Annotated in this window: 18 protein-coding genes and 1 riboswitch; of the genes, 7 read left to right on the forward strand and 11 right to left on the reverse strand. The window is 42.2% G+C overall.

All coding sequences use genetic code 11. The features are described from left to right. Positions 1-89: 89 nt before the first annotated feature. From parC to nudF, 5 genes are all read right to left on the reverse strand, one after another. Positions 90-2,345 carry a DNA topoisomerase IV subunit A gene (parC, locus tag P3L44_RS16245; RefSeq protein WP_096864070.1) on the reverse strand — a complete coding sequence of 752 codons (2,256 nt, stop codon included), beginning with the start codon at positions 2,343-2,345 and terminating at the stop codon, positions 90-92. Between the two features lie 33 nt (positions 2,346-2,378). Then, entirely contained in the window at positions 2,379-4,274 is a 1,896-nt protein-coding gene (gene parE / locus P3L44_RS16250; RefSeq protein WP_094961099.1) for a DNA topoisomerase IV subunit B, read from the reverse strand. Positions 4,275-4,361: 87 nt separating this feature from the next. Next, positions 4,362-4,943 (reverse strand): esterase YqiA, encoded by a 582-nt coding sequence (gene yqiA, locus P3L44_RS16255; protein ID WP_004257706.1) that lies wholly within the window; start codon positions 4,941-4,943, stop codon positions 4,362-4,364. Between the two features lie 7 nt (positions 4,944-4,950). After that, the gene (gene cpdA, locus P3L44_RS16260; protein ID WP_004257710.1) at positions 4,951-5,790 is read right to left on the reverse strand and encodes a 3',5'-cyclic-AMP phosphodiesterase; all 840 of its coding nucleotides are present in this window, start codon (positions 5,788-5,790) and stop codon (positions 4,951-4,953) included. 143 nt (positions 5,791-5,933) lie between these two features. Continuing rightward, entirely contained in the window at positions 5,934-6,572 is a 639-nt protein-coding gene (gene nudF / locus P3L44_RS16265; RefSeq protein ID WP_140171576.1) for an ADP-ribose diphosphatase, read from the reverse strand. Between the two features lie 305 nt (positions 6,573-6,877). Between nudF and tolC the strand changes: the two genes are divergently transcribed. The 3 genes from tolC (at position 6,878) to P3L44_RS16280 (ending at position 10,540) form a co-directional block, all read left to right on the forward strand. Next, complete coding sequence (gene tolC, locus P3L44_RS16270; RefSeq protein WP_036958003.1) at positions 6,878-8,266, forward strand: outer membrane channel protein TolC; 1,389 nt, start codon at positions 6,878-6,880, stop codon at positions 8,264-8,266. Between the two features lie 399 nt (positions 8,267-8,665). Next, positions 8,666-9,370, forward strand: coding sequence for a DUF1190 family protein (locus tag P3L44_RS16275; protein ID WP_004257725.1), 705 nt, complete (start codon positions 8,666-8,668; stop codon positions 9,368-9,370). 6 nt (positions 9,371-9,376) lie between these two features. Further along, positions 9,377-10,540 (forward strand): glutathionylspermidine synthase family protein, encoded by a 1,164-nt coding sequence (locus P3L44_RS16280; RefSeq protein ID WP_004908587.1) that lies wholly within the window; start codon positions 9,377-9,379, stop codon positions 10,538-10,540. An 81-nt stretch (positions 10,541-10,621) separates the two neighbouring features. Here P3L44_RS16280 and ygiD read toward each other — a convergent pair whose 3' ends face one another. Together ygiD and ribB are read right to left on the reverse strand one after the other, a co-directional pair. After that, positions 10,622-11,425, reverse strand: a complete 804-nt coding sequence (gene ygiD, locus P3L44_RS16285; protein ID WP_405029955.1) for a 4,5-DOPA dioxygenase extradiol — start codon at positions 11,423-11,425, stop codon at positions 10,622-10,624. A 225-nt stretch (positions 11,426-11,650) separates the two neighbouring features. Next, the gene (gene ribB / locus P3L44_RS16290) at positions 11,651-12,304 is read right to left on the reverse strand and encodes a 3,4-dihydroxy-2-butanone-4-phosphate synthase (protein WP_272661612.1); all 654 of its coding nucleotides are present in this window, start codon (positions 12,302-12,304) and stop codon (positions 11,651-11,653) included. A gap of 158 nt (positions 12,305-12,462) precedes the next feature. Continuing rightward, positions 12,463-12,614: riboswitch (FMN riboswitch) on the reverse strand. Between the two features lie 232 nt (positions 12,615-12,846). Here ribB and ubiK point away from each other — a divergent pair. Beyond that, complete coding sequence (gene ubiK, locus P3L44_RS16295; RefSeq protein ID WP_125890340.1) at positions 12,847-13,113, forward strand: ubiquinone biosynthesis accessory factor UbiK; 267 nt, start codon at positions 12,847-12,849, stop codon at positions 13,111-13,113. Positions 13,114-13,218: 105 nt separating this feature from the next. Here the strand turns inward: ubiK and hldE are convergent, their stop codons facing one another. The 3 genes from hldE to P3L44_RS16310 all read right to left on the reverse strand — a co-directional run bounded on the left by hldE (position 13,219) and on the right by P3L44_RS16310 (position 18,560). Next, on the reverse strand, positions 13,219-14,646 hold the full coding sequence (hldE, locus tag P3L44_RS16300; protein ID WP_125890341.1) for a bifunctional D-glycero-beta-D-manno-heptose-7-phosphate kinase/D-glycero-beta-D-manno-heptose 1-phosphate adenylyltransferase HldE: 1,428 nt from the start codon (positions 14,644-14,646) through the stop codon (positions 13,219-13,221). 92 nt (positions 14,647-14,738) lie between these two features. Further along, entirely contained in the window at positions 14,739-17,585 is a 2,847-nt protein-coding gene (gene glnE / locus P3L44_RS16305; RefSeq protein WP_272661611.1) for a bifunctional [glutamate--ammonia ligase]-adenylyl-L-tyrosine phosphorylase/[glutamate--ammonia-ligase] adenylyltransferase, read from the reverse strand. A 12-nt stretch (positions 17,586-17,597) separates the two neighbouring features. Next, a complete protein-coding gene (locus tag P3L44_RS16310; RefSeq protein WP_213913062.1) occupies positions 17,598-18,560 on the reverse strand; it encodes an inorganic triphosphatase in 963 nt (320 codons plus the stop codon). A gap of 280 nt (positions 18,561-18,840) precedes the next feature. On the opposite strand from P3L44_RS16310, the gene P3L44_RS16315 reads away from it, so the two are divergent. Next, positions 18,841-19,455 (forward strand): TIGR04211 family SH3 domain-containing protein, encoded by a 615-nt coding sequence (locus tag P3L44_RS16315; RefSeq protein WP_125890344.1) that lies wholly within the window; start codon positions 18,841-18,843, stop codon positions 19,453-19,455. A gap of 14 nt (positions 19,456-19,469) precedes the next feature. Then, positions 19,470-20,699: a multifunctional CCA addition/repair protein gene (locus P3L44_RS16320; protein WP_272661610.1), complete on the forward strand. Its 1,230-nt coding sequence runs from the start codon at positions 19,470-19,472 to the stop codon at positions 20,697-20,699. Between the two features lie 39 nt (positions 20,700-20,738). Here the strand turns inward: P3L44_RS16320 and folB are convergent, their stop codons facing one another. After that, complete coding sequence (gene folB / locus P3L44_RS16325) at positions 20,739-21,098, reverse strand: bifunctional dihydroneopterin aldolase/7,8-dihydroneopterin epimerase (protein ID WP_004257772.1); 360 nt, start codon at positions 21,096-21,098, stop codon at positions 20,739-20,741. 108 nt (positions 21,099-21,206) lie between these two features. On the opposite strand from folB, the gene plsY reads away from it, so the two are divergent. Continuing rightward, positions 21,207-21,863: a glycerol-3-phosphate 1-O-acyltransferase PlsY gene (gene plsY / locus P3L44_RS16330; protein WP_004257775.1), complete on the forward strand. Its 657-nt coding sequence runs from the start codon at positions 21,207-21,209 to the stop codon at positions 21,861-21,863. The last annotated feature ends 257 nt before the right edge of the window (positions 21,864-22,120 follow it).

The following is a 22,120-nucleotide window of genomic DNA, read 5'->3' on the forward strand; positions in this document are numbered from 1 at the left end:
AGCTTTTCAGCTCCATGATAAATATTATCTACTTATAAACCTTTTGAAGTTCATACTAAAAAAGGTTTATAAGGTTTGTTCTTTGTTAATTATTCAGACTCTACTGGCTCAATATCAATACGCTCAATATTGTGCATTCCACGCGGTAACGACGTCCCTTTACGACCTCGTTCTGAACGATATTTTTGTAAGTCTTCTGCTTTAAACTTCAGCTTCCGCTTACCGAAATGCAAGGTCATTGATGCCCCCACAGGCAAAATCATCAACCAAGTCAATAAATCATCGCCAGTTGCCGCTTGCGCACCTGCAATATTGATAATCTTATTCCCTTTACCTTTTGAAAGTTGGGGTAAATCCGCCACAGGGAATATTAACATACGCCCTGCCTTGGTAATTGCCAACAGCAAATCTTCCTGTTCATTATGCAGTTCAATTGGTGCCAATACTTTTGCATTTTCAGGCAAAGAAATTAAGGCCTTACCAGTTTTATTTTTAGTGACTAAGTCATTGAAGGTACAAATAAAACCGTACCCTGCATCAGAAGCCATTAAATATTTTTGCTCGTCAGGCGCCATCAATACATGTTCAATGGATGCACCTGGAGGCAGAGTTAATTTACCCGTTAGAGGCTCACCTTGACTACGCGCTGAAGGTAATTCCAGTGGGTCCACAGAATAGCTGCGCCCTGTCGTATCAAGGAACACCGCCGCCTGATTTGACTTACCTCGCGCAGCCCCTTTAAAACCATCTCCCGCTTTATAATTTAGGTTAGTCGGCTCGATATCATGCCCTTTAGCACTTCGCACCCACCCCATATCAGAAAGCACAACGGTAATCGGTTCTGACGGTAAAATTTCATGTTCGCTCATTGCTTTCGCTTCTTCACGCTCATGCAATGGGGAGCGACGGTCATCACCGTAATCTTTGGCGTCAGCTTGAATCTCTTTTTTAATCAGCGTATTTAAACGTCTTTCAGACCCAAGAATCGCTTGTAAATCATCGCGCTCTTTGGCTAATTCATCTTGCTCGCCACGAATTTTCATTTCTTCGAGCTTGGCTAAATGGCGTAATTTTAACTCTAAAATAGCTTCAGCTTGGGTATCACTGATATTAAAACGTGACATTAAAACCGCTTTGGGTTCATCTTCTGTACGAATAATTTCAATGACTTCATCAATATTCAGATAAGCAATCAATAAACCATCTAAAATATGTAAGCGTCTTAATACTTTTTCTAACCTGTGATTTAAGCGATTACGTACAGTTTGGCGACGGTAAGCAATCCACTCATTTAAGATCTCAACAAGCCCTTTTACCGCAGGTCGGTTATCTAAACCAATCATATTAAGGTTAACGCGATAACTACGCTCTAAATCCGTTGTAGCAAATAAATGCGTCATAACCTGTTCAAGGTCAACACGATTACTACGTGGAACTATCACCAAACGTGTTGGGTTTTCATGGTTAGATTCATCGCGTAAATCTTCAACCATAGGCAATTTTTTCGCGCGCATTTGGCTGGCGATTTGTTCTAAAACTTTCGCCCCAGAAACTTGATGAGGTAGAGCCGTGATAACAGCATTACCATCTTCTTTTTCCCACACCGCACGCATGCGTACAGAGCCGCGCCCATTTTGATAAATCTTACGAATATCATCACGGGAAGAAATAATTTCTGCTTCTGTAGGGAAATCGGGTCCCGGCACAAATGCCATGATGTCATCAAGATTTAGCGTAGGTTTATCCAATAAAGCAACCAAAGCTTGAGCCACTTCTCGGGCGTTATGTGGTGGAATATCTGTCGCCATCCCAACCGCAATACCCGTTGTACCGTTTAACAAAATATTTGGCAAACGTGCAGGCAACATTTTGGGCTCGTTTAGCGTACCATCAAAGTTTGGTACCCAATCGACGGTGCCATGACCAAGTTCACTGAGTAAAATTTCAGCGTATTTGGATAGTCGTGATTCGGTATAACGCATTGCTGCGAATGATTTAGGGTCATCCGGTGCCCCCCAGTTTCCTTGACCATCCACCAGCGGATAACGGTAAGAAAACGGCTGCGCCATCAAGACCATCGCTTCATAACAAGCGATATCACCGTGTGGATGATATTTACCGAGAACATCACCCACAGTTCTGGCGGATTTTTTATATTTTGCAGTGTTGCTTAAGCCAAGTTCTGACATTGCATACACAATACGGCGCTGAACAGGTTTAAGCCCATCGCCAATAAACGGTAATGCCCTATCCATGATGACGTACATCGAATAGTTCAGATAGGCATTTTCAGTGAAAGCATGAAGCGGTAAGCGCTCTACGCCATCATGAGTAATTTCACTCATTCAATTCGTTCCTTTCTCATCGCAATTCGGATATTAGACATCAATTTCAGCCATATCGCCTTTTTCTTGCAGCCAATTACGGCGATCTTCAGAGCGTTTTTTCGCAAGAAGCATATCCATGACCGCAAGTGTTTCTTGGTAGTTTTCATCATCGATAATTAGCTGTACAAGACGACGAGTATTTGGATCTAATGTCGTTTCACGTAATTGCAGTGGGTTCATTTCCCCCAGCCCTTTAAATCGCTGAACATTGGGTTTACCTCGCTTGCGGCTAAGGCGTTCAAGTACAGCATTTTTTTCGCTTTCATCAAGGGCGTAAAACGTTTCTTTGCCTAAATCGATACGATATAACGGCGGCATTGCCATATAGACATGCCCTGCTTTTACTAATGTTGGGAAATGACGGACAAATAACGCACATAGCAATGTAGCAATGTGCAAGCCGTCGGAGTCCGCATCCGCAAGGATGCAAATTTTCCCATAGCGTAATTGGCTAAGGTCTTCGCTATCAGGGTCTATTCCAATGGCAACAGAGATATCATGTACCTCTTGGGAAGCTAAAACCTCATCAGAAGACACTTCCCATGTATTGAGAATTTTACCGCGTAGCGGCATGATAGCTTGGTATTCGCGGTCACGCGCTTGTTTTGCAGAGCCCCCTGCGGAGTCCCCTTCTACAAGGAACAATTCCGTCATACTCAGGTCTTGCGAGCTACAATCAGCTAATTTACCCGGTAAAGCAGGGCCACTGGTGAGTTTTTTACGCACCACTTTTTTCGCTGCACGCATTCGACGCTGCGCGCTAGAAATTGCCATTTCTGCAAGCTGTTCAGCCACTTGCACGTTTTGGTTAAGCCATAAACTGAAGGCATCTTTTACCACGCCTGAAACAAACGCAGCGCATTGACGAGAAGACAGACGCTCTTTGGTTTGCCCCGCAAATTGTGGGTCTTGCATTTTAACGGAAAGCACATAAGTACAACGCTCCCAAATATCATCTGCTGAGAGCTTAACACCACGAGGCAATATATTGCGGAATTCGCAAAATTCACGCATCGCATCGAGCAACCCTTGGCGTAAACCATTAACATGGGTTCCACCTAGTGCTGTTGGGATAAGGTTAACGTAGCTTTCCGTCAGTAATTCACCACCTTCAGGCAACCAGAGCAACGCCCATTGTGCGGCTTCTGTTTCCCCTGAAAATTCACCTGTAAATGGCTTTGGAGGTAACGCTTCAAGGCCGTCAATTGACTCCATTAGGTAATCGGTCAACCCGTCACTGTAGCACCAACTTTGCTCTGTATCGTTGAGCTTATCCTTAAACGTGATTTTCACGCCAGGGCATAAAACAGCTTTGGCTTTTAAATTATGAGTTAAACGAGTTACTGAAAATTTTGGACTATCAAAATAGCTGCCATCTGGCCAAAAATGCACGCTAGTCCCTGTGTTGCGTTTTCCACAAGTCCCTATTACATGTAAATCTTCAACCTTATCGCCATTTTCAAAGGCAATTTGATACACTTGGCTATCACGACGAACAGTAACTTCAATACGTTTTGATAACGCATTGACGACAGAAATCCCGACACCATGCAAACCACCTGAGAATTGGTAGTTTTTATTGGAGAATTTCCCCCCCGCATGTAATTGCCCCAGGATCAGCTCAACCGCTGACACTTTCATTTCTGGGTGAATATCGACAGGCATACCGCGCCCATCATCAATTACTTCAAGGGATTGATCGGCATGTAAAATAACCTCAATATGGCTCGCGTGCCCCGCAAGCGCTTCATCGACGCTATTATCAATTACTTCTTGAGCCAAATGGTTCGGTCGACTGGTATCGGTATACATCCCCGGACGACGGCGAACAGGCTCTAAACCACTGAGGACTTCAATGGCCTCTGCGTTATAACTAGATTGAGTCATGTTGTCATTCTGCGGTAATAGGTGATTAATTGAACTATTCAATCAGTGAGTTACTGTTGATAATAACAGTGTTCATACGTTTTGACACTATTTCTCTGCCAATTGTAGGAAATCAACAATTTGAGAAAAGTAAGCGTCAAAACCAATAAAGGCATGATTACCGTCAGGTTCCACAGTTTGTTTGCACTTTGAAAGATAGGCAACAGCCTCTCGATAATCAAGTACTTCATCGCCCATTTGTTGTAACAACCAGATAAGCTGAGGGGATGTTAATCTTTCAATGTATAAGGATTTTAGCTCATTAATGTGCTTTTCTTCCAACACATATTGTTCATGAGTATATGGGTTTGTATTGTCGCCTAAGTAATCTTGCAGTAAATCAAAAGGACGTACCGCAGGGTTTACGACGACAGCAGGAAGCTGATAACGCTCTGAAAACCAAATTGAAAAATAACCGCCGAGCGAAGAGCCGACTAACCCCATTTTCTCATGCGGATGCTGTTGGACAATATCATCCAACATAGCTTGAGCTTGCTGAGGGTAATTCGGTAACTGCGGTACAATCATATTAATTTGCGGATAATTCACCTCAATCCATTGCTTTAAGTTATTAGCTTTAGCTGATTGAGGGGAACTATTAAAACCATGAATATAAAGTAGAGTTGACATAAGCGAATTAATAACCGTCTGAGTCAAGGTCAGGGCTAAATTCCCTTGTATCTAAGCGATGAACGCGGGTTGTAATATGCCTTTGCCCTTGTTCATTAATACTTAATTCTAAATATCGCCAACCTGGCGCGACGGTATCAAGCGCAAAATTAGTACAGTGAGGCTTAAATTGCACACAGGTAGAAGGCGTTGCCAACAACCGAATACCGTGCCAGTTTTCATCCATTTCTTGGTGAATATGGCCACATAGCATCGCTTTAACATTTGAGTAGCTTTTTAAATAATCAGCTAAAATATGTGAATTTCTCAAACTGTGCTGATCAAGCCAAGTACAACCCGAGGCTAGAGGATGGTGATGCAGCATAATCAATGTAGTACGTTCAGGTTCAGCATCTAAGCTGGCTTTCATCCACTCTAACTGTTGTTCAGAAAGCTCGCCATGAGGTACATCTTGAAGTTGGCTATCAAGCATCAAGATTTGCCATTCATCACCAATTAAAACTTGTTTAGCGCTTGAAATCCCAGCAATTCTGAGTGTTTTGACCATAGCCGGTGGATAGTCATGATTACCAGGAAGCCATACGCAAGGAGCAGGAATACGCGCAATACCATCCGCAAAATGCTGATAAGCTTGTGGTGATTGGTCTTGAACTAAATCCCCTGTCGCCACAATTAAGTCGATTGGGAGATTTTCCTCTGAGATAGCATCAAGTACCGCCTGATAGCTACGGTAAGTATTTACCCCTAAAAGCGTATTTTCTGTATTAGCAAAAAGATGCGTATCAGTAACCTGTAAAATTCTCACAACTTTAGAGTTCTTTGCAGTCACTTCAAGCTGGCTGTCCAAAAGTATTCCTTTTCTTAAATATTATTTAGTACCTAATCTATTCATTACAACTATATAAAAGCTCAACATACTTACAACTATCTTAAAGCTTTACTTTCCAACTTTCTGATAATCAGCACACACTTCATCAGATTAATCGTTATTTAACACAGTTTCATCCACTTTTCATGAAGTTTTTGATAGTGAAGTTGTAACCATTGAATCGCTATCACTGTTGCTGCATTATCAATTGTGCCGTCTTCAACCCATTGAAAAGCTTGCTCTCGACTAACCACATGTACACAAATATCTTCATTTTCTGACGCTAGCCCATGAACACCTTTCGCTCGGCTGCTATCAACTTCACCGATAAATACATGCATACGTTCAGTCGTACCGCCAGGGCTAGAAAGATAACTTACCGCTTTTTCAGTGCGACCAATAATAAGCCCAGCTTCCTCAACGGCCTCACGACGAATAACCTCTTCCGGTGATTCGTTTTGCTCTATCATTCCAGCTACCGCTTCAAGTAACCAGGGTGTTTCACTAGTCTCAATCGCTGGCAACCGAATTTGTTCAATTAAAACAACACTATCTGTTTTCGGATCATAGGGTAAAACCACGCCAGCATGGCCGCGTTCAAAAACTTCACGGCGAATTTCTTTACTCCATCCTCCTGCGAAAAGGCGATGACGAAATTGATATTCAACCATTTGAAAAAAACCGTTAAATAATTTACGCTTGGATATAATTTCAACATCATTTTTGCCGTATTTAATTGGCTGCTCTATTTGTTTTGTCATTTCATTCTCCAAACCCAATTATTCCATCTTAAGGAAATAATTGTGGATTAAAACAGTTTTTAAGGTTTTTTAACCTTAGATGAGGTAATGTTTAATAAATTGAGACAAAATGGCACAAAAGGCTACCGTTAATAGAAGTGATACTCTGTTACAATAAGCGCCATTATTCAAATCAAAGAGCAACGTAGTGTCTGTTTTTAATAACTGTCTCTAAAACGGATAATTTAATATCTATCGCCTAGTTAGGCATGGTACGTTTTAGGCAACAGACTCAACTTAATTTGCTGTTTAATCAAGGAATCAAAATGAAGAAACTGCTTCCCCTTTTAATTTCGATGAGTTTTGTGGGTCTCAGTACCAATAGCTATGCAGAAGATTTACTACAGGTTTACCAAAAATCCAAAGAAAGTAACCCTGAATTAAGAAAATCATTAGCTGAACGTAATCAAGCTTTTGAAAAAATTAATGAATCTCGCAGCCCATTATTGCCACAATTAGGTTTAGGTGCAGGGGCTAGCTACGGCAGTGGTTACCGTGACGCAAGAAATACTGAAAGCACAGGTTTAAATGCTTCACTGAAACTCACTCAAGTTGTGTTTGATATGTCGAAATGGCGTCAATTGACTATCCAAGAAAAAACCGCGGGTATTTCTGATGTCACATACCAAACAAGTCAACAGCAATTAATTTTAGATACTGCAACTGCGTATTTTAATGTGTTAAAAGCGATTGACGCGTTATCTTATATTGAAGCAAATAAAGAAGCCGTTTATCGCCAATTAGACCAAGTTACACAACGCTTTAACGTTGGCCTTGTTGCCATTACCGACGTGCAAAACGCCCGTGCAAACTATGATAGCGTTATTGCACAAGAAGTCGCTGGCCGCAATGATTTAGAAAATGCGATTGAAAAACTGCGTCAAGTCAGTGGCGTGTACTACAGCCAACTTGCTTCTTTAAATATCGACCGCTTTAAAACCAATGAGTTGGGCGATATCAACGCTATCCTAAAAGAAGCAGAAGAGCGTAACCTCAGCCTATTAAGCGCACGTTTAGCACAAGATGTTTCTCGTGAAAATATTCGCTTAGCAGAAACAGGCCACATGCCAACAGTTAACTTAGATGCATCAACATCAGTCACAAATAGTTACCAACACGGCAGCGGTTATAATACTCCATATGGTGGTGGTGCGACCAACAGCTATAATGGTCAAAATAGCATTGGCTTAAATTTAAGCATTCCACTGTATACTGGTGGCGCAGTCAGTTCTCAGGTTGAACAAGCACAATATGGTTTCCAAGGTGCTAGTGAACAACTAGAAAGCGTTTACCGTAATGTGATTCAGTTAGTTCGCTCATCATTTAATAACGTATCATCGTCAATCAGTAGCATTAATGCCTACAAACAAGTCGTTGTTTCCGCACAAAGCTCATTAGATGCGATGGAAGCCGGCTATCAAGTAGGAACTCGTACTATTGTTGACGTGTTGACAGCAACAACTGCGCTATACCAAGCGAAACAAAACCTGTCTAATGCACGTTATGACTACATGATTAACCAACTGAATATCGAATTTGCTCGTGGCACACTGAACGAAGACGATATTGCCCGCCTAAATGCGAATTTAGGTAAAGAGATTTCAACCTCTGCAAGTAGTATTATTCGTAATACCAACGCGCCAAAAATGAATTAAAATTCTTAGTTTATTTGAAAATGATATAATGACCCGCTTATATAGCGGGTTATTTTTTGAAGGAAGCCAAGTAAATCGTTTAGAATTGCTAATTTGCACTAATTGAACCGCTTACAACCCCTTTTCATTAGCCTCTGGCACAAATTCAGTTAATTCTCACTCTTAATACTGCGCACTAGAGCAAAAAACAACCAATAGTTAACACATTGATATAAAATAAAAATATTATTTTCCCCTTTAACTAATACCATGCTAAATAGGAAAAAATAGCAAAAAGTTATCAAAATGATAAATTCAGCTCATTTCTCCTATATTTCTGCTTTAATTTTCAGCGTTTATCCCCTATCCTAGAGCTAACATCTAAAAACATCTTACTTAATTAAATTCAGGGTAATTACCATGACCATGAAGCGTACCAAAGATATTAATCAGAGCGCCTTCCGTAAGTCTTGGCGTTCATACCGTTTAGCGCCTGTGGCTGTTGCGGTCAGTGCCGTATTTATGCTTTCCGCTTGTGAAGAAAGTGATGAAACCGTCTCATTGTACACAAACGCACAAGACTGTAGCCAAGCGAACCCATCACAAGCAGAACAGTGCACTATCGCCTACAATAATGCGCTACAAGAAGCCGCTAAAACTGCACCTAAATATGAAACTCAAGCTGACTGTATTGCTGAGTTTGGTGAAGCTATGTGTACTCAAGCTCCGGCTCAAGCAGGTATTGCTGGCACTAGCTCAACAAATGGTGAACAAACAGCTCAAGCCCAAAGTAGTGGCGGTAGTATGTGGATGCCATTAATGATGGGTTATATGATGGGCCGTATGATGGGCGGTAGCGCTGCATCACAACCATTATTCAGCTCAAAAAACCCAGCTAGCCCTGCCAATGGTAAGTTTGTTGACGCTTCAGGTAAAAGCTATGGCCCTGCTGTTGCAGGTGGCCGTTCCATGAGCGTACCAAAAACAGCCATGGCACCTAAACCACCAACAACTTCAACAGTTACCCGTGGCGGTTTTGGTGACACCGTAAATAAACAAGCGATGGCACAGCGTTCATCTTCTTCTGCAAAATCAACCTCTTCTTCCCGTTCGATGGGTGGTTGATAAGTAATGAAACGAGTTCCTATAGTAGAGCGCCCAAACTGGCGCGAAAAAGCTTCTGAGTTTGGCTTTGAATTTCATACTATGTATGGTGAGCCCTACTGGTCAGAAGATGCATATTACCAATTTACTATGGCACAAATTGAAGAAATCGAAGATGCAACCGAACAGTTGCATCAAATGTGCCTAAAAGTGGTTGAACGTGTTGTTGAAAGCGATGAGTTAATGGCACGTTTTCAGATCCCTAAGCATTGTTGGGAATTTGTTCGCAGCTCATGGAAAAGCGAGCAACCTTCTTTATATTCCAGGCTTGACCTCGCTTACGATGGTATTAACCCACCTAAGCTATTGGAAAACAATGCGGATACTCCAACCTCATTATATGAGTCTGCATTTTTCCAATGGATCTGGCTAGAAGATCAAATTGAAGCAGGAAAACTCCCTGAAAATGCCGATCAGTTTAATAGCATTCAAGAGCAATTGATCGAACGCTTTACACAATTAAAAGATCAGTATGGTTTTCGTTTGTTGCATATGTCTTGTTGCCGTGACACTGAAGAAGATCGTGGTACCGTTCAATATCTACAAGACTGTGCAAATGAAGCGGGTATTGCCACTGAATTCTTATATATCGATGAAATTGGCCTAGGTGAAAAAGGTGAGTTTTCGGATACCCAAGATCAGGTGATTAGTAACCTGTTCAAGTTATATCCATGGGAATTTATGCTAAGAGAAATTTTCTCGACTAAATTGCAAGACGCTGGCGTACGCTGGCTAGAACCTGCATGGAAGAGCATCATTTCTAACAAGGCTTTATTGCCTATGTTATGGGAAATGTTCCCAGATCACCCAAATTTACTGCCTGCCTATTTTGCGGATGGCAAAACCCAGCCAGAACTCGAAAAATACGTTATTAAGCCATTATTTTCTCGTGAAGGCGCTAATATCCGTATTATCGAAAATGGTAAAGAAATTGCAGCCGCAGACGGCCCATACGGCGAAGAAGGTATGATTATTCAACAGTTCCATCCACTTCCACAATTTGAAGGTAACTACACCTTAGTCGGAAGCTGGTTGGTGAATGATCAACCTGCGGGGATCTGTATTCGTGAAGATAAAGAACTGATCACTCAAGACTTATCACGCTTTTATCCACATACGATCATCGACTAATCGTATTTAACGTTAAAAGGAAAGCCCAAATATAGCAATATGATTTGGGCTTTTTTGTTAGTCAATTCTATAGCAGAAAACTTACCCTACCTGAATAGACAACATACTTAACGATGCCGACACAATTCCTTCAATCGGTGTACTGATCTCTTCTTGCCCATCCCAAGTTCCCAAAATAGGCAAAATAGGCAAGTAATGCTCTGGTGATGGGTTCGATAATTTGCCATCCTCCCGTTCTAATCCTTTAGTCAGTGGGTGAGGCGTTTCATGACTTTGCAGATTGTCATATACAAATTTTTCAAAAGATATTGCCCACGGGTACGGCTCAGCATGAGAGTTCTGCCAGTTCATCGCCCGTAAATTGTGGACAACATTGCCACTGCCCATAATCAGCACGCCTTTCTCCCTTAAAACACTCAATTTTTTACCGAGTTCATAGTGCCAAGTAGCGGGCTTGCTACCATCGATACTCAGTTGGATCACGGGGATATCCGCTTCTGGATACATACGCAGCAAAATTTCCCATGTACCGTGGTCTAATCCCCACTCTTGTTCATCAAGGTAAATTGGCTCAGGGGCGAGTAATGAAACAACTTGCTGAGCTAATTCAGGAGAACCAGAAGCTGGATATTCGATTTGATACAAGGCTTCGGGGAACCCGCCAAAATCATGAATCGTTTTTGGTTTTAACATCGAAGTCACAGCAGTACCGCGCGTATACCAATGGGCTGAAATCACCAAAATTGCGCGTGGCCGAGGTAAGGCTTTACCGAGATTTTCCCACGCTTGAGTGTAAGGGTTATCCTCAATCGCATTCATAGGGCTACCATGACCAATAAAAATGGCAGGGATCTTATTTTTTACCATCGAAGTATTTAATGACATGATAATTTCAACTCCAACTCAATTAGTTTCTCCCTACAGCATACGCTTTCCAGCAAAAAACACAGTGGGCTAATTATGAGTATGATCATCAAAAAAATTGAAAAGGCCACGAGGTGTGCAACTCAGTGGCCTTTATAACATTCTATATGCTTAACAGACTATTTATTACCTAAATAACTAAAACCATTACATTAGATAATATTCAAGATATGACGAGAAAAAAGATTAGCTCGCTTTCTTTTCCTGCAACTGACGATACTGAACTAAGTCTTCAATCGTCACCACAGTCAAACCATGTTGCTGACCAAACGCAGCCACTTCTGGGGTACGAGCCATAGAACCATCATCATTGGTTAACTCACACAGCACACCGGCTGGCTTGAAACCTGCCAATATTGCTAAGTCGATAGACGCTTCAGTATGGCCACGACGCGTTAATACCCCGCCTTCACGGCCACGCAGAGGGAAAACATGTCCTGGGTGGTTAAGGTCTGAAGGAACGGCGTTATCTGCAATTGCAGCGCGAATAGTAGTGATACGGTCTGCGGCAGAAACCCCTGTCGTCACACCTTGTGCCGCTTCAATGGTCACAGTAAAGCCTGTTTGATTTTGGCTCGTATTGTTATCTACCATCATCGGTAATTCGAGCAACTTACGACGCTCTTCAGTGATACAAAGACACACGATCCCACTGCTATAGCGAATGGTAAATGCCATTTGTTCAGCGGTCATGGTTTCTGCTGCAAAAATTAAATCGCCTTCGTTCTCACGATCTTCATCATCAAGAACAAGAACACCTTTACCTTGGCGTAAAGCCTCGATAGCATTTTCAACACGTTCGATAGGGTTACCGAATACAGAAAGTAGCGAATGATCCATGGTAAAAAACCTCTTAAATAGTTATTAACTAGTTACCAGAATCAAGGCAGTCTTAGGAATACGAGAAATGGTGAATATATAAATAGCCAATAAGAGGCATTTACCTATTCAGGTATGCAGAACACTATTGTGCGTAACAGCACAAACATGCAGATACTGTTAATTCTCTCCCATCCGGACTATAACCGTCGGCCCCAGATTCACACTGGGTCTGCTGACCTTTACCACAAAATGATAAAGCGCTCGCGGGCTTCATGCGTGATGCATGTTTACCGCCGGTGGGGACTTTCACCCCGCCCTGAGATATACGCAATTAATATAACGCCAATAATTCAAGTTCGCAACGATGATAATCAAAATTGGCGAACGACTCACACTTTTAGCCAAAAAACATGAATAAAAACTTAGAGTTATCAAGGTTAATTTCACTATCGGTTCTAAACCTCTCTCTAAATAATTCAAGCTAGCGCAAGGCAGCAAGAGGTATTAAACTACTCCCAACAATTCACAACAATATTTTGATAAACTGAAGGACCCGCGAAATGCTCGATCCGAAAAAAATTGAACAAGTTGCCCGCCAAATTCAAGGCGCTTTACCACAAGGCGTGCGTGATTTAGGTGAAGATTTTGATAAAAAACTGCGTTCACTATTACAATCACAGCTCGGTAAATTAGACTTAGTCAGCCGTGAAGAATTTGATATTCAAACTCAAGTCTTATTACGCACCCGTGAAAAATTAGCGAAGATGGAACAACGCGTTAGCGCACTTGAAGCCCATTTAGATGTAGAAGAAAAAACGGCTGAGTAATTAAATTGAAAAAGTGACCCCACTTTAATTTTAGATAAATAAAAACCTCACGGCGTTTTTACATACCCACGTGAGGTTTTTAACTAACTAATTAATAATGATAAATTAACTCGTTTTCATAATATTTTTAATGATATTGGTTGTAGAAATACCATCTTCAAAGTTAAGGACTTTAACTTCGCCTCCCGCTGCCCAGACCTCCGCACTGCCCGCTATCTCTTCAGGGCGGTAATCCCCCCCTTTAACTAAGATGTCAGGCAGAATTTCTGCGATTAAACGTTGTGGAGTGTCTTCTTCAAAAGCGACGACCCAATCAACGGATCCTAGCGCTCCGAGTACGGTCATTCGCTGTTCTAATGGGTTGACTGGACGTGTTTCCCCCTTTAAGCGGCGCGTCGATGCATCGCTATTGACCGCCACAATCAGGCGGTCACCCAATTTACGCGCGTTAGCTAAATAAGACACATGCCCTGCATGGAGAATATCAAAACAACCATTAGTCATCACCACACGTTCACCGCGCAGTCTTGCATTCTCAACCGCTTGTTTTAATTCACTTTCCGTCATAACACCAAAACCAGTGTCAGCACGGCCACGAATAGCGTTTTCTAATTCAATAGGCGAAACTGTTGAAGTCCCTAATTTGCCCACCACCACGCCTGCTGCGGCATTAGCTAGTGCGCAGGCTTCATGTAATGGACGGCCAGATGCAATAGACGCAGCCAGTACGCCAATAACCGTGTCTCCTGCCCCTGTCACGTCAAACACTTCTTGTGCCTGAGTCGGTAAATGCAATGGGGCTTCATCACGGCGGATCAGGCTCATACCTTGCTCTGAACGCGTAATTAACAGGGCTTTAAGCTCCAATGAATGAAGCAGCTTCATGCCTTTTTCTTCAACGTCTTGGTTGTTTTTACATGGCCCAACAATCGCTTCAAACTCAGACATATTTGGCGTCAATAATGTTGCCCCGCGGTAACGTTCAAAATTGTTTCCTTTCGGGTCAATCAAAACGGGAACATTGGCCTTGTTCGCGAGCGCTATCATCTTTTCAACATGCGTTAACGCCCCTTTTGCGTAATCAGACAGCACTAGTGCGCCAATGTGTGGCAGTGCTTGTTCTATGCGCTCCAGTACGGGGGCTACATCCACGTTTTCAAAACCTTCTTCAAAATCAAGACGAATAAGTTGCTGATTGCGAGAAAGTACACGTAATTTAGTAATCGTTGGATGGGTTGGAATAGCGACAAAATCACACCGCACCTGCACCGCATTTAAATTTTCAGTTAGAGCTTTTGCCGCGTCGTCAATCCCAGTTAACCCCACAAGGCGGGAGTTTGCCCCTAATGAAGCAATATTCATCGCGACGTTAGCTGCACCACCGGGACGCTCTTCTACCATCGTGACTTTAACCACCGGAACAGGGGCTTCTGGCGAAATTCGGTTTGCAGGACCATGCCAATAACGGTCTAACATAACATCACCAACCACCAGCACACCGGCTTGTTTATAATCCGGAAGAGTTACTTTCATCCTGCACTCCAGTCTTAAAAAGGAAATCTGATAATAATTAGCAACAATACTAGCATATTGCGCTGTTTAGCTAAATAAAATGCGTTTGTTCCTTATTCCTCAAGCCATTTTTGCCAACTTGCTAAAACTTGTTCACGTTGTTGAGTAAATTGGTTTATTTCAACGCGGCTTGGCAACGATTGTAATGCTAAGTGATGGAGTTCATTACGCATCGTGACATACGCTTGAGTTAAAGCATTCGCCTCATCTTCAGGCATGAAACCATATTGCGCCATTAGTTCGAAAATACGCACATTATCAGACCAACGTGTTAACACATTGTTTTCTGAAGCGAAACGCAACACTAAGTATTGCGCGATAAATTCAATATCAGTGATCCCACCTGGATCAGCTTTTAAGTCGAACACATTGGCTTGATGGCTTCCTAAGTGCTGATGCATTTTTAACCGCATATCGCGCACTTGCTGCTGCAGAGTTTGAGGTTCTCTTGGCATACACAAAGTTTCGTGGCGAGTGTGTATAAATTTCCGTTGTAAATCCTCATCACCAAACACCATTCGGGCTCGAATTAGCGCCTGATGTTCCCATGTCCAAGCATCGTTTTTTTGGTAGTCATCAAATGATTGTATTGTACTGACTAACATTCCTGACTCACCGGAAGGCCTAAGTCGCGCATCAACTTCATACAACACACCAGAAGGGGTTCGAGTACTAAACAAATGGATAATGCGCTGAGCGACACGCAGATAAAATTGGCGAGCATCAATGGAACGTTCGCCATTGGTGACGACATCTAAAGGACAATCGAAGAGAAAAACGAGGTCTAAATCCGAACTATAACCCAATTCCCAGCCACCTAGCTTTCCATAACCTAACACCGCAAAACCATATTGTTTTTTATCATTTAGTTCTAGATGTGAGGGCTCTCCGTAGCGTTTTGCCATTTTTTGCCACGCTTGGTGTACCACTGCATCAATAATCGCTTCAGCAAGGTAAGTCAGATGGTCACTGACCTTCATTACAGGTAAAACCCCCGAAATGTCTTCGGCGGCGATGCGCAACAATTGGGCTTGTTTAAATTGACGTAAGGCTTCAAGTTGCTGCTCTTCGTCATCTTCAGGAACCCGCATTAAATATTGGCGCAGTTCATCGCGGTAAGCCGTTAGTGGTAGCGGCTGGTATAATGATTGAGGGTCGAGCAATTCATCTAATAACAATGGGTGGCGCGCTAGCTGCTCCGCTATCATAGGTGACGCTGCACATAAGCGAATAACGTGAGTTAAAACCTCGTCAAATTCGAGCATTAACTCCAGATAAGTTGTACGGCTAACAATGCTCAATAACAGGGGGGTGATACGCTCAATGACTTGGCCTGCATCATCACGTTCACCGACTTTTGCCAATAATTTAGGCATTAATTCATCAAGAACATCCCGTCCACGAGGGCCAATGGTGCGTTTATTAAGATCATGACGGAACATCACTATGCCGTGAATAATGCGTTGGGCAATATCTTCATTTTTAGAGGGTAAGTAAGTGGCTAATTCTTCTTTCGATAATTCACTTTGCCATAGCGTGATATAAATTTCATCGAATGCATCAGTGTTCTCACTATCATCTTCCTTGCCTATTTGCTCAGTGAATATTTGATGCACCGCGGCCATTTTCTGGCTCAAAACCAGATAAAATGCGGGCCAATCCGCAAAGCTCATTCCCCACGCTAAGCGCGTTTGGTTTAAACTATCGTCAGGGAGTGTTTGTGTCTGTTGGTCATCGATACTTTGCAGTAAATTTTCGACTCTACGCAAGAAAAGGTAGCCATCTTGCAGGATATTCACTTGTTCTTCCGTTAATAATGCAAGTTCTCGGATCCCTTGTAATGTTGAAAATAAGGATTGCGACTGTAAAACAGGTTCTCGCCCCCCTCGAATTAACTGAAAAACCTGTGAAACAAATTCAACTTCACGAATACCTCCAGCCCCTAATTTGATATTATTTACCAAACCACGACGCCGGACTTCCCGCTCAATCATATTTTTCATGTTGCGCAAAGATTGGATCACGCTAAAGTCGATATAGCGACGATAAACGAAAGGACGCAAAAGCTGTCGCAAACACGCCTCATAATGCAGGCTATCAGCCCCCATAATGCGAGCTTTCACCATCGCATAACGTTCCCAATCACGCCCTTGTTCTTGGTAATAGTCTTCAAGTGCGGAAAAACTAAAAACTAACGGCCCGCTATCACCAAATGGCCGTAAGCGCATATCAACCCGGTAAACAAAACCATTCTCTGTCACTTGATCAAGTACACGGATCAACTTTTGCCCTAAACGCGTAAAAAATTGCGCATTATCTAACTCTTTTCGGCCACCTTGGGTAACCCCGTTTTCTGGATAAACAAAAATTAGGTCAATATCTGATGAAAAATTAAGCTCTCTGCCCCCTAACTTTCCCATCCCTAAAACCAATAGCGGCTGCGGTTTTCCTTCTGCATTACAAGGGGTTCCCCATGACTGACTATATTCTTGATACAACCAATCTCGCGCCGCAACAACCAAGGTCTCCGCCAATATGCTGAGCTGATAAATCGTTTCTTTTTGCGTGCTTATTTCTAACACTTGCATCCATGCACAGCGCACTAACATATGGTGGCGAAAGATGCGCAATACTCGCATCAAATGTTCTTCATTGTTAACTAACGACAAATTTTGTGATAACCATGATGCATAACTTTTCCATTCATCAGCTTTCGGTGGCTGAGAACGAATTTCAAGTAAAAACTGTGGGTGCGCGAGTACTTGCTTGAGTGCAAAATCGCTGAAAGACAGCACCTGAATTTCTTGTTCACTTAACGGCAATAACTCGTGAGCCTGCTCCGTAATTCGGTTTAAAACACGTTCACCTTGGCTTTGCAATACGTCAGGAAAAGCATGCATATTATCAATACCTTAATGGGCTTCTTGATAGGTTAAAGCACTTAACCATTGGATAAAGGCTAATTTACATTTTAACCACTGGCTGCTATAGCAAAAATCCTCTGCACTCATGGATTCATCAGCAATGTTTGTGCGTAATTGTTCTAGCGGAGTATCATGAATAAAATGAGGCGCTGAATTTTGGTAATGCACTAAAAATGCCTGAACAAAACGTAAAAACTCACTGAAACCTTGGCGCGCATTGCTTCCATTTTCTAACCAGTAAGCTTCATGCTGCTGGCAAAGTAATTGCATATGCATTAATGACTTTTCTAAGGGCAGCTCTTCGTAGTCAAACAGCGAGTCTGGACAAGTTAATGGCTCTTTTGGCAGCGATAGCAAGGAATATCCACGTGCAGCTTTGCTAAGTGATGACAAATGTAATCCGTCGATATCTGCAAATTTCTTCGCTAAATTGAGTACATCAGCAATAAAGCCTTTTTTTAGTTCTAGTTCAAACTCTTGAATAGGCAAATCCTTTGCGCCAGAGGAAATTTCACCTTGGTCAAAAACCACTTCTATTTCGCTATCTTCAAAAGTCACTAACCATTTTTCACGGGTAAAATTGGTGCTAAAGAGGATATTTAATTCAGACTGAAGCTGTGAAACATCAGTGCCTTCTGGCCAAATTTCAGCAGGTAATGCGGCTAAATCAAGCTCAGGTGAATCAATGTCAACATTATATTCAGGCCGTTGGTGTAAGCCGCCTATCGCCTGCCCAGCCGTTTTCATTGTCATTTCATAACGACCATCACAACCGCGGATACGTAAGCCCATATCCCACTGACGTAACTGCTTATTTGCCGTATCAAAGTAGATATTGGTTAACTTCGTTGGTTCGCTGTACTGGTGAGACAATGTTGATAGACACTGTCGTACAGCCTCTATTGCCGAGTGCTTAGCAGCAAGTTTGAGTTCAACCTCTACGTGGCTCATACATATCCTTATTTAATTATTTCACTACACTCATATTACCCCAATCGAGCTAAGCTGAGAAAAGAAACTGCATAGGAATCAAAAATTCTACCTGTCATATTTCTTTCAGTGAGTTATATTGAAAATAGAGTGAAAATAAGGGTAATTTAGACAGTTAGGATAGTTCTCATTCTCCTTTTGGGTGTGAATACATCTGCGTTTAGGGTTTGCACCCTTACACTTTACTCATTAGTATTCAAATAATATAAAACTCATTCACCATCAAAAGACTGTAAATACCATGCGAAAAATTCCATTATTATTAATTTCAATCATGGGGCTAGGCCTTTCCTTAAATTCATATGCAGCAGAAAAACGTTATGTGTCGGATGATTTATCCACATACGTTCATAGTGGACCAGGCACAAAATATCGTATTGTAGGTACGCTTAATGCCGGGGAAGCGGTTGAACTGCTTTCCACAGATAACAAATTTGCACAAGTTCGCGATGAAAAGGGTAGAACGGTCTGGTTACCCGTAGATCAACTCAGTAATACACCCAGTATGAAAACCCGCATTCCAGAACTTGAAGCGGAAAATCAAAAACTACGTCAGCAACTCGATAATATTGACAACACTTGGAATACACGAACCGCAGATATGCAGCAAAAAGTCGCTGATAATGACAATATTGTCAGCCAACTGAAAGCTGAAAATGAAAAATTAAAAAACGAGCTAATTAAATCAGGTAAAAAGCTGGAGATTGCAGAAGTCAACTTAGATGATCGCCGTCGTGAATTGATTTTACAATGGTTTATGTATGGTGGTGGCGTTGCCGGTGTTGGCTTAATTTTAGGTTTGATTTTACCGCACATCATTCCACGTCGTAAAAAGCGTAATGATGGTTGGATGTAATTGAGGCCATTCACATGAAAGTCTATCTCGTGGGGGGGGCTGTACGTGACCAACTTCTTGGGCTACCTATTTCAGATAGGGACTATGTGGTGGTTGGCACAACACCCGAGGCAATGCTATCGCAAGGTTTTCAACAAGTTGGAAAGGATTTTCCTGTATTCCTACATCCAAAGACCCATGAAGAATACGCTTTAGCCCGCACAGAACGTAAAACTGGTGCCGGCTATACTGGCTTTAGCTGCTATAGCGCTCCCGATGTTACTATTGAAGATGATTTGCTACGTCGCGATCTAACAATTAACGCGATAGCACAAAGTGGATCAGGTGAAATTATTGACCCATTCCAAGGCGTAAACGATCTCAATAACCGTATTTTACGTCATGTGTCTGACGCATTTTCTGAAGATCCTTTACGGGTCTTACGGGTTGCGCGATTTGCCGCTCGCTACTTTGAACAAGGTTTTACGATTGCGCCTGAAACATTGGCATTAATGCAAAAAATGGCCACAACAGGGGAATTATCTCACCTCACCGCCGAACGCGTTTGGACAGAAACCGAAAAAGCGCTGAAATCAAATTCTCCACAGGTGTATTTTGATGTTTTACGCCAATGTGGTGCTTTAGCTGTACTTTTTCCTGAAGTTGATGCGTTATTTGGTGTTCCTGCCCCTGAAAAATGGCACCCTGAAATTGATACCGGTATCCATACTTTAATGGTAATGAAAATGATTGCCGAGTTATCTAATAATGTAGATATTCGCTTTGCGGCCTTATGCCATGATTTAGGCAAAGCGCTAACACCACCGGATATTTGGCCGAGCCATCCAAACCACGCTGAGGCAGGTATTCCATTAATAGAAACTCTCTGCGCAAGATTAAAAGTACCAACTACGGCTCGTGACTTAGCCCGTCTAGCGGCACGCTATCATGATAAAATCCATGTTATCAATAAATTACCTGCTAATGAGCTAATTGCGATTTTTGATGGGCTTGATAGCTGGCGTAAACCAGAACGTATTGAACAACTGAGTTTAATCAGCGAAGCTGATGCAAGAGGCCGGTTAGGCCTTGAACAGCAAACGTACCCACAAGGGATATATTTCAAGCAGGCTTTTGCTATCGCACAAGCGGTTGATGTCAAACCTATTGTTGAACAGGGATTTAAAGGCCCTGAAATTCGCCAAGAACTTACAAAACAACGCATTGAAGCGGTAACAGATTGGCAGCAGCAACAAATCATCTAACGACCATAAAACTGGCGGCTAAACACCGCCAGTCATCATTTAAGCGGTTTTCATGCCTCTTTCGATAATAACCCCAACCTGCTTGGCTCGCGCCACGGCTCCCGGCTTAGCCACCTTAATACGAACCCATGGGCTAGCAAACTGTGTCATCAATAACTGTGCAACTTCTTCAGCAACACGTTCTACTAACCCAAACTTGTTATTCCCTACATGAGCTAGGATAGCCTGACTGACTTTGGCATAATCTAGGCAATATTCTACATTATCGCTCATAGACGCGCGTTTGTTATCCCATCCCATTTCGATATCGAGCACGAGTTTCTGTTCAATATCTTGTTCCCAGTCATATACACCAATCGTGGTGATGACTGATAATTGCTCAATAAATACGATATCCATCACGTCATTTTCTCATTTATGTACTGAATTGATACCACTTCAGCAAAAATATGCGTATTATCCAAGACTGAAGTGAATTTATGGCCTTAACCGTTTTTGGAGTTAGCTATGAGTGCAACCGCGCTTGGCATGATAATCTTCGCCTATCTTTGCGGCTCAGTTTCGAGTGCGATACTGATCTGCCGTTTGGCGAGACTACCCGACCCCCGTCAACACGGCTCTGGTAACCCTGGTGCAACTAACGTATTACGTGTAGGCGGTAAAGCAGCCGCTGCCGGAGTACTCATTTGTGACGTATTAAAAGGGATGATACCAGTTTGGCTTGCTTATTATTTAAATGTGCAGCCATTCTATCTTGGCTTTGTTGCAATTGCAGCCTGTCTTGGGCATATATATCCCATTTTCTTTCGTTTCAAAGGCGGAAAAGGGGTAGCAACCGCATTTGGTTCAATTGCCGCTATTGGTTGGGATCTTTCTGGTTTAGTCGCAGGGACATGGTTACTTACGGTATTGCTTAGTGGTTACTCATCACTCGGCGCGATTGTCAGCGCCTTACTTGCCCCCTTCTATGTTTGGTGGTTTAAACCTGAGTTCACTTTCCCTGTCGCCATGTTGTCTTGTTTAGTGTTAGTTCGCCATCACGGTAATATACAACGCCTTTGGCGCGGTCAAGAAAGCCGTATTTGGCAAAAACTAAAAAACAAAAAGCAAAAAACCAATAAAGAAATAGCCCAAGAAACCAAAGAACAAGAACTAGATGACTAATCGTTAATATGATTTTTCCTAAGAAGAGCTGATTTCAGCTCTTTTTTATGCTATTTGCCTTGTTTAAAATTTCCAAAAACTCCCCCAATAACAACCGTTCGATATCTCTCCTTAAAACTGTACTGATAGCAATTTGTGCTACGTTACATTTTTGCCATAACCAGCGCACACTTTTAAAAAAAAGTTAAATAATTGCAAATTTATTACTAAGGAATATTTAAAAGCTGTCGACTATATAAAAGGAAAATTAAACAATA

This window comes from Providencia sp. PROV175, from assembly GCF_032707045.1.
GTDB lineage: Bacteria > Pseudomonadota > Gammaproteobacteria > Enterobacterales > Enterobacteriaceae > Providencia > Providencia hangzhouensis.

What these genes read in the sequence shown, in the direction of transcription:
- parC (WP_096864070.1), bottom strand. Translation starts at nt 2,345, where the DNA reads ATGAGTGAAATTACTCATGATGGCGTAGAGCGCTTACCGCTTCATGCT.
- parE (WP_094961099.1), bottom strand. Translation starts at nt 4,274, where the DNA reads ATGACTCAATCTAGTTATAACGCAGAGGCCATTGAAGTCCTCAGTGGT.
- yqiA (WP_004257706.1), bottom strand. Translation starts at nt 4,943, where the DNA reads ATGTCAACTCTACTTTATATTCATGGTTTTAATAGTTCCCCTCAATCA.
- nudF (WP_140171576.1), bottom strand. Translation starts at nt 6,572, where the DNA reads ATGACAAAACAAATAGAGCAGCCAATTAAATACGGCAAAAATGATGTT.
- tolC (WP_036958003.1), top strand. Translation starts at nt 6,878, where the DNA reads ATGAAGAAACTGCTTCCCCTTTTAATTTCGATGAGTTTTGTGGGTCTC.
- P3L44_RS16275 (WP_004257725.1), top strand. Translation starts at nt 8,666, where the DNA reads ATGACCATGAAGCGTACCAAAGATATTAATCAGAGCGCCTTCCGTAAG.
- P3L44_RS16280 (WP_004908587.1), top strand. Translation starts at nt 9,377, where the DNA reads ATGAAACGAGTTCCTATAGTAGAGCGCCCAAACTGGCGCGAAAAAGCT.
- ygiD (WP_405029955.1), bottom strand. Translation starts at nt 11,425, where the DNA reads ATGTCATTAAATACTTCGATGGTAAAAAATAAGATCCCTGCCATTTTT.
- ribB (WP_272661612.1), bottom strand. Translation starts at nt 12,304, where the DNA reads ATGGATCATTCGCTACTTTCTGTATTCGGTAACCCTATCGAACGTGTT.
- ubiK (WP_125890340.1), top strand. Translation starts at nt 12,847, where the DNA reads ATGCTCGATCCGAAAAAAATTGAACAAGTTGCCCGCCAAATTCAAGGC.
- hldE (WP_125890341.1), bottom strand. Translation starts at nt 14,646, where the DNA reads ATGAAAGTAACTCTTCCGGATTATAAACAAGCCGGTGTGCTGGTGGTT.
- glnE (WP_272661611.1), bottom strand. Translation starts at nt 17,585, where the DNA reads ATGCATGCTTTTCCTGACGTATTGCAAAGCCAAGGTGAACGTGTTTTA.
- P3L44_RS16310 (WP_213913062.1), bottom strand. Translation starts at nt 18,560, where the DNA reads ATGAGCCACGTAGAGGTTGAACTCAAACTTGCTGCTAAGCACTCGGCA.
- P3L44_RS16315 (WP_125890344.1), top strand. Translation starts at nt 18,841, where the DNA reads ATGCGAAAAATTCCATTATTATTAATTTCAATCATGGGGCTAGGCCTT.
- P3L44_RS16320 (WP_272661610.1), top strand. Translation starts at nt 19,470, where the DNA reads ATGAAAGTCTATCTCGTGGGGGGGGCTGTACGTGACCAACTTCTTGGG.
- folB (WP_004257772.1), bottom strand. Translation starts at nt 21,098, where the DNA reads ATGGATATCGTATTTATTGAGCAATTATCAGTCATCACCACGATTGGT.
- plsY (WP_004257775.1), top strand. Translation starts at nt 21,207, where the DNA reads ATGAGTGCAACCGCGCTTGGCATGATAATCTTCGCCTATCTTTGCGGC.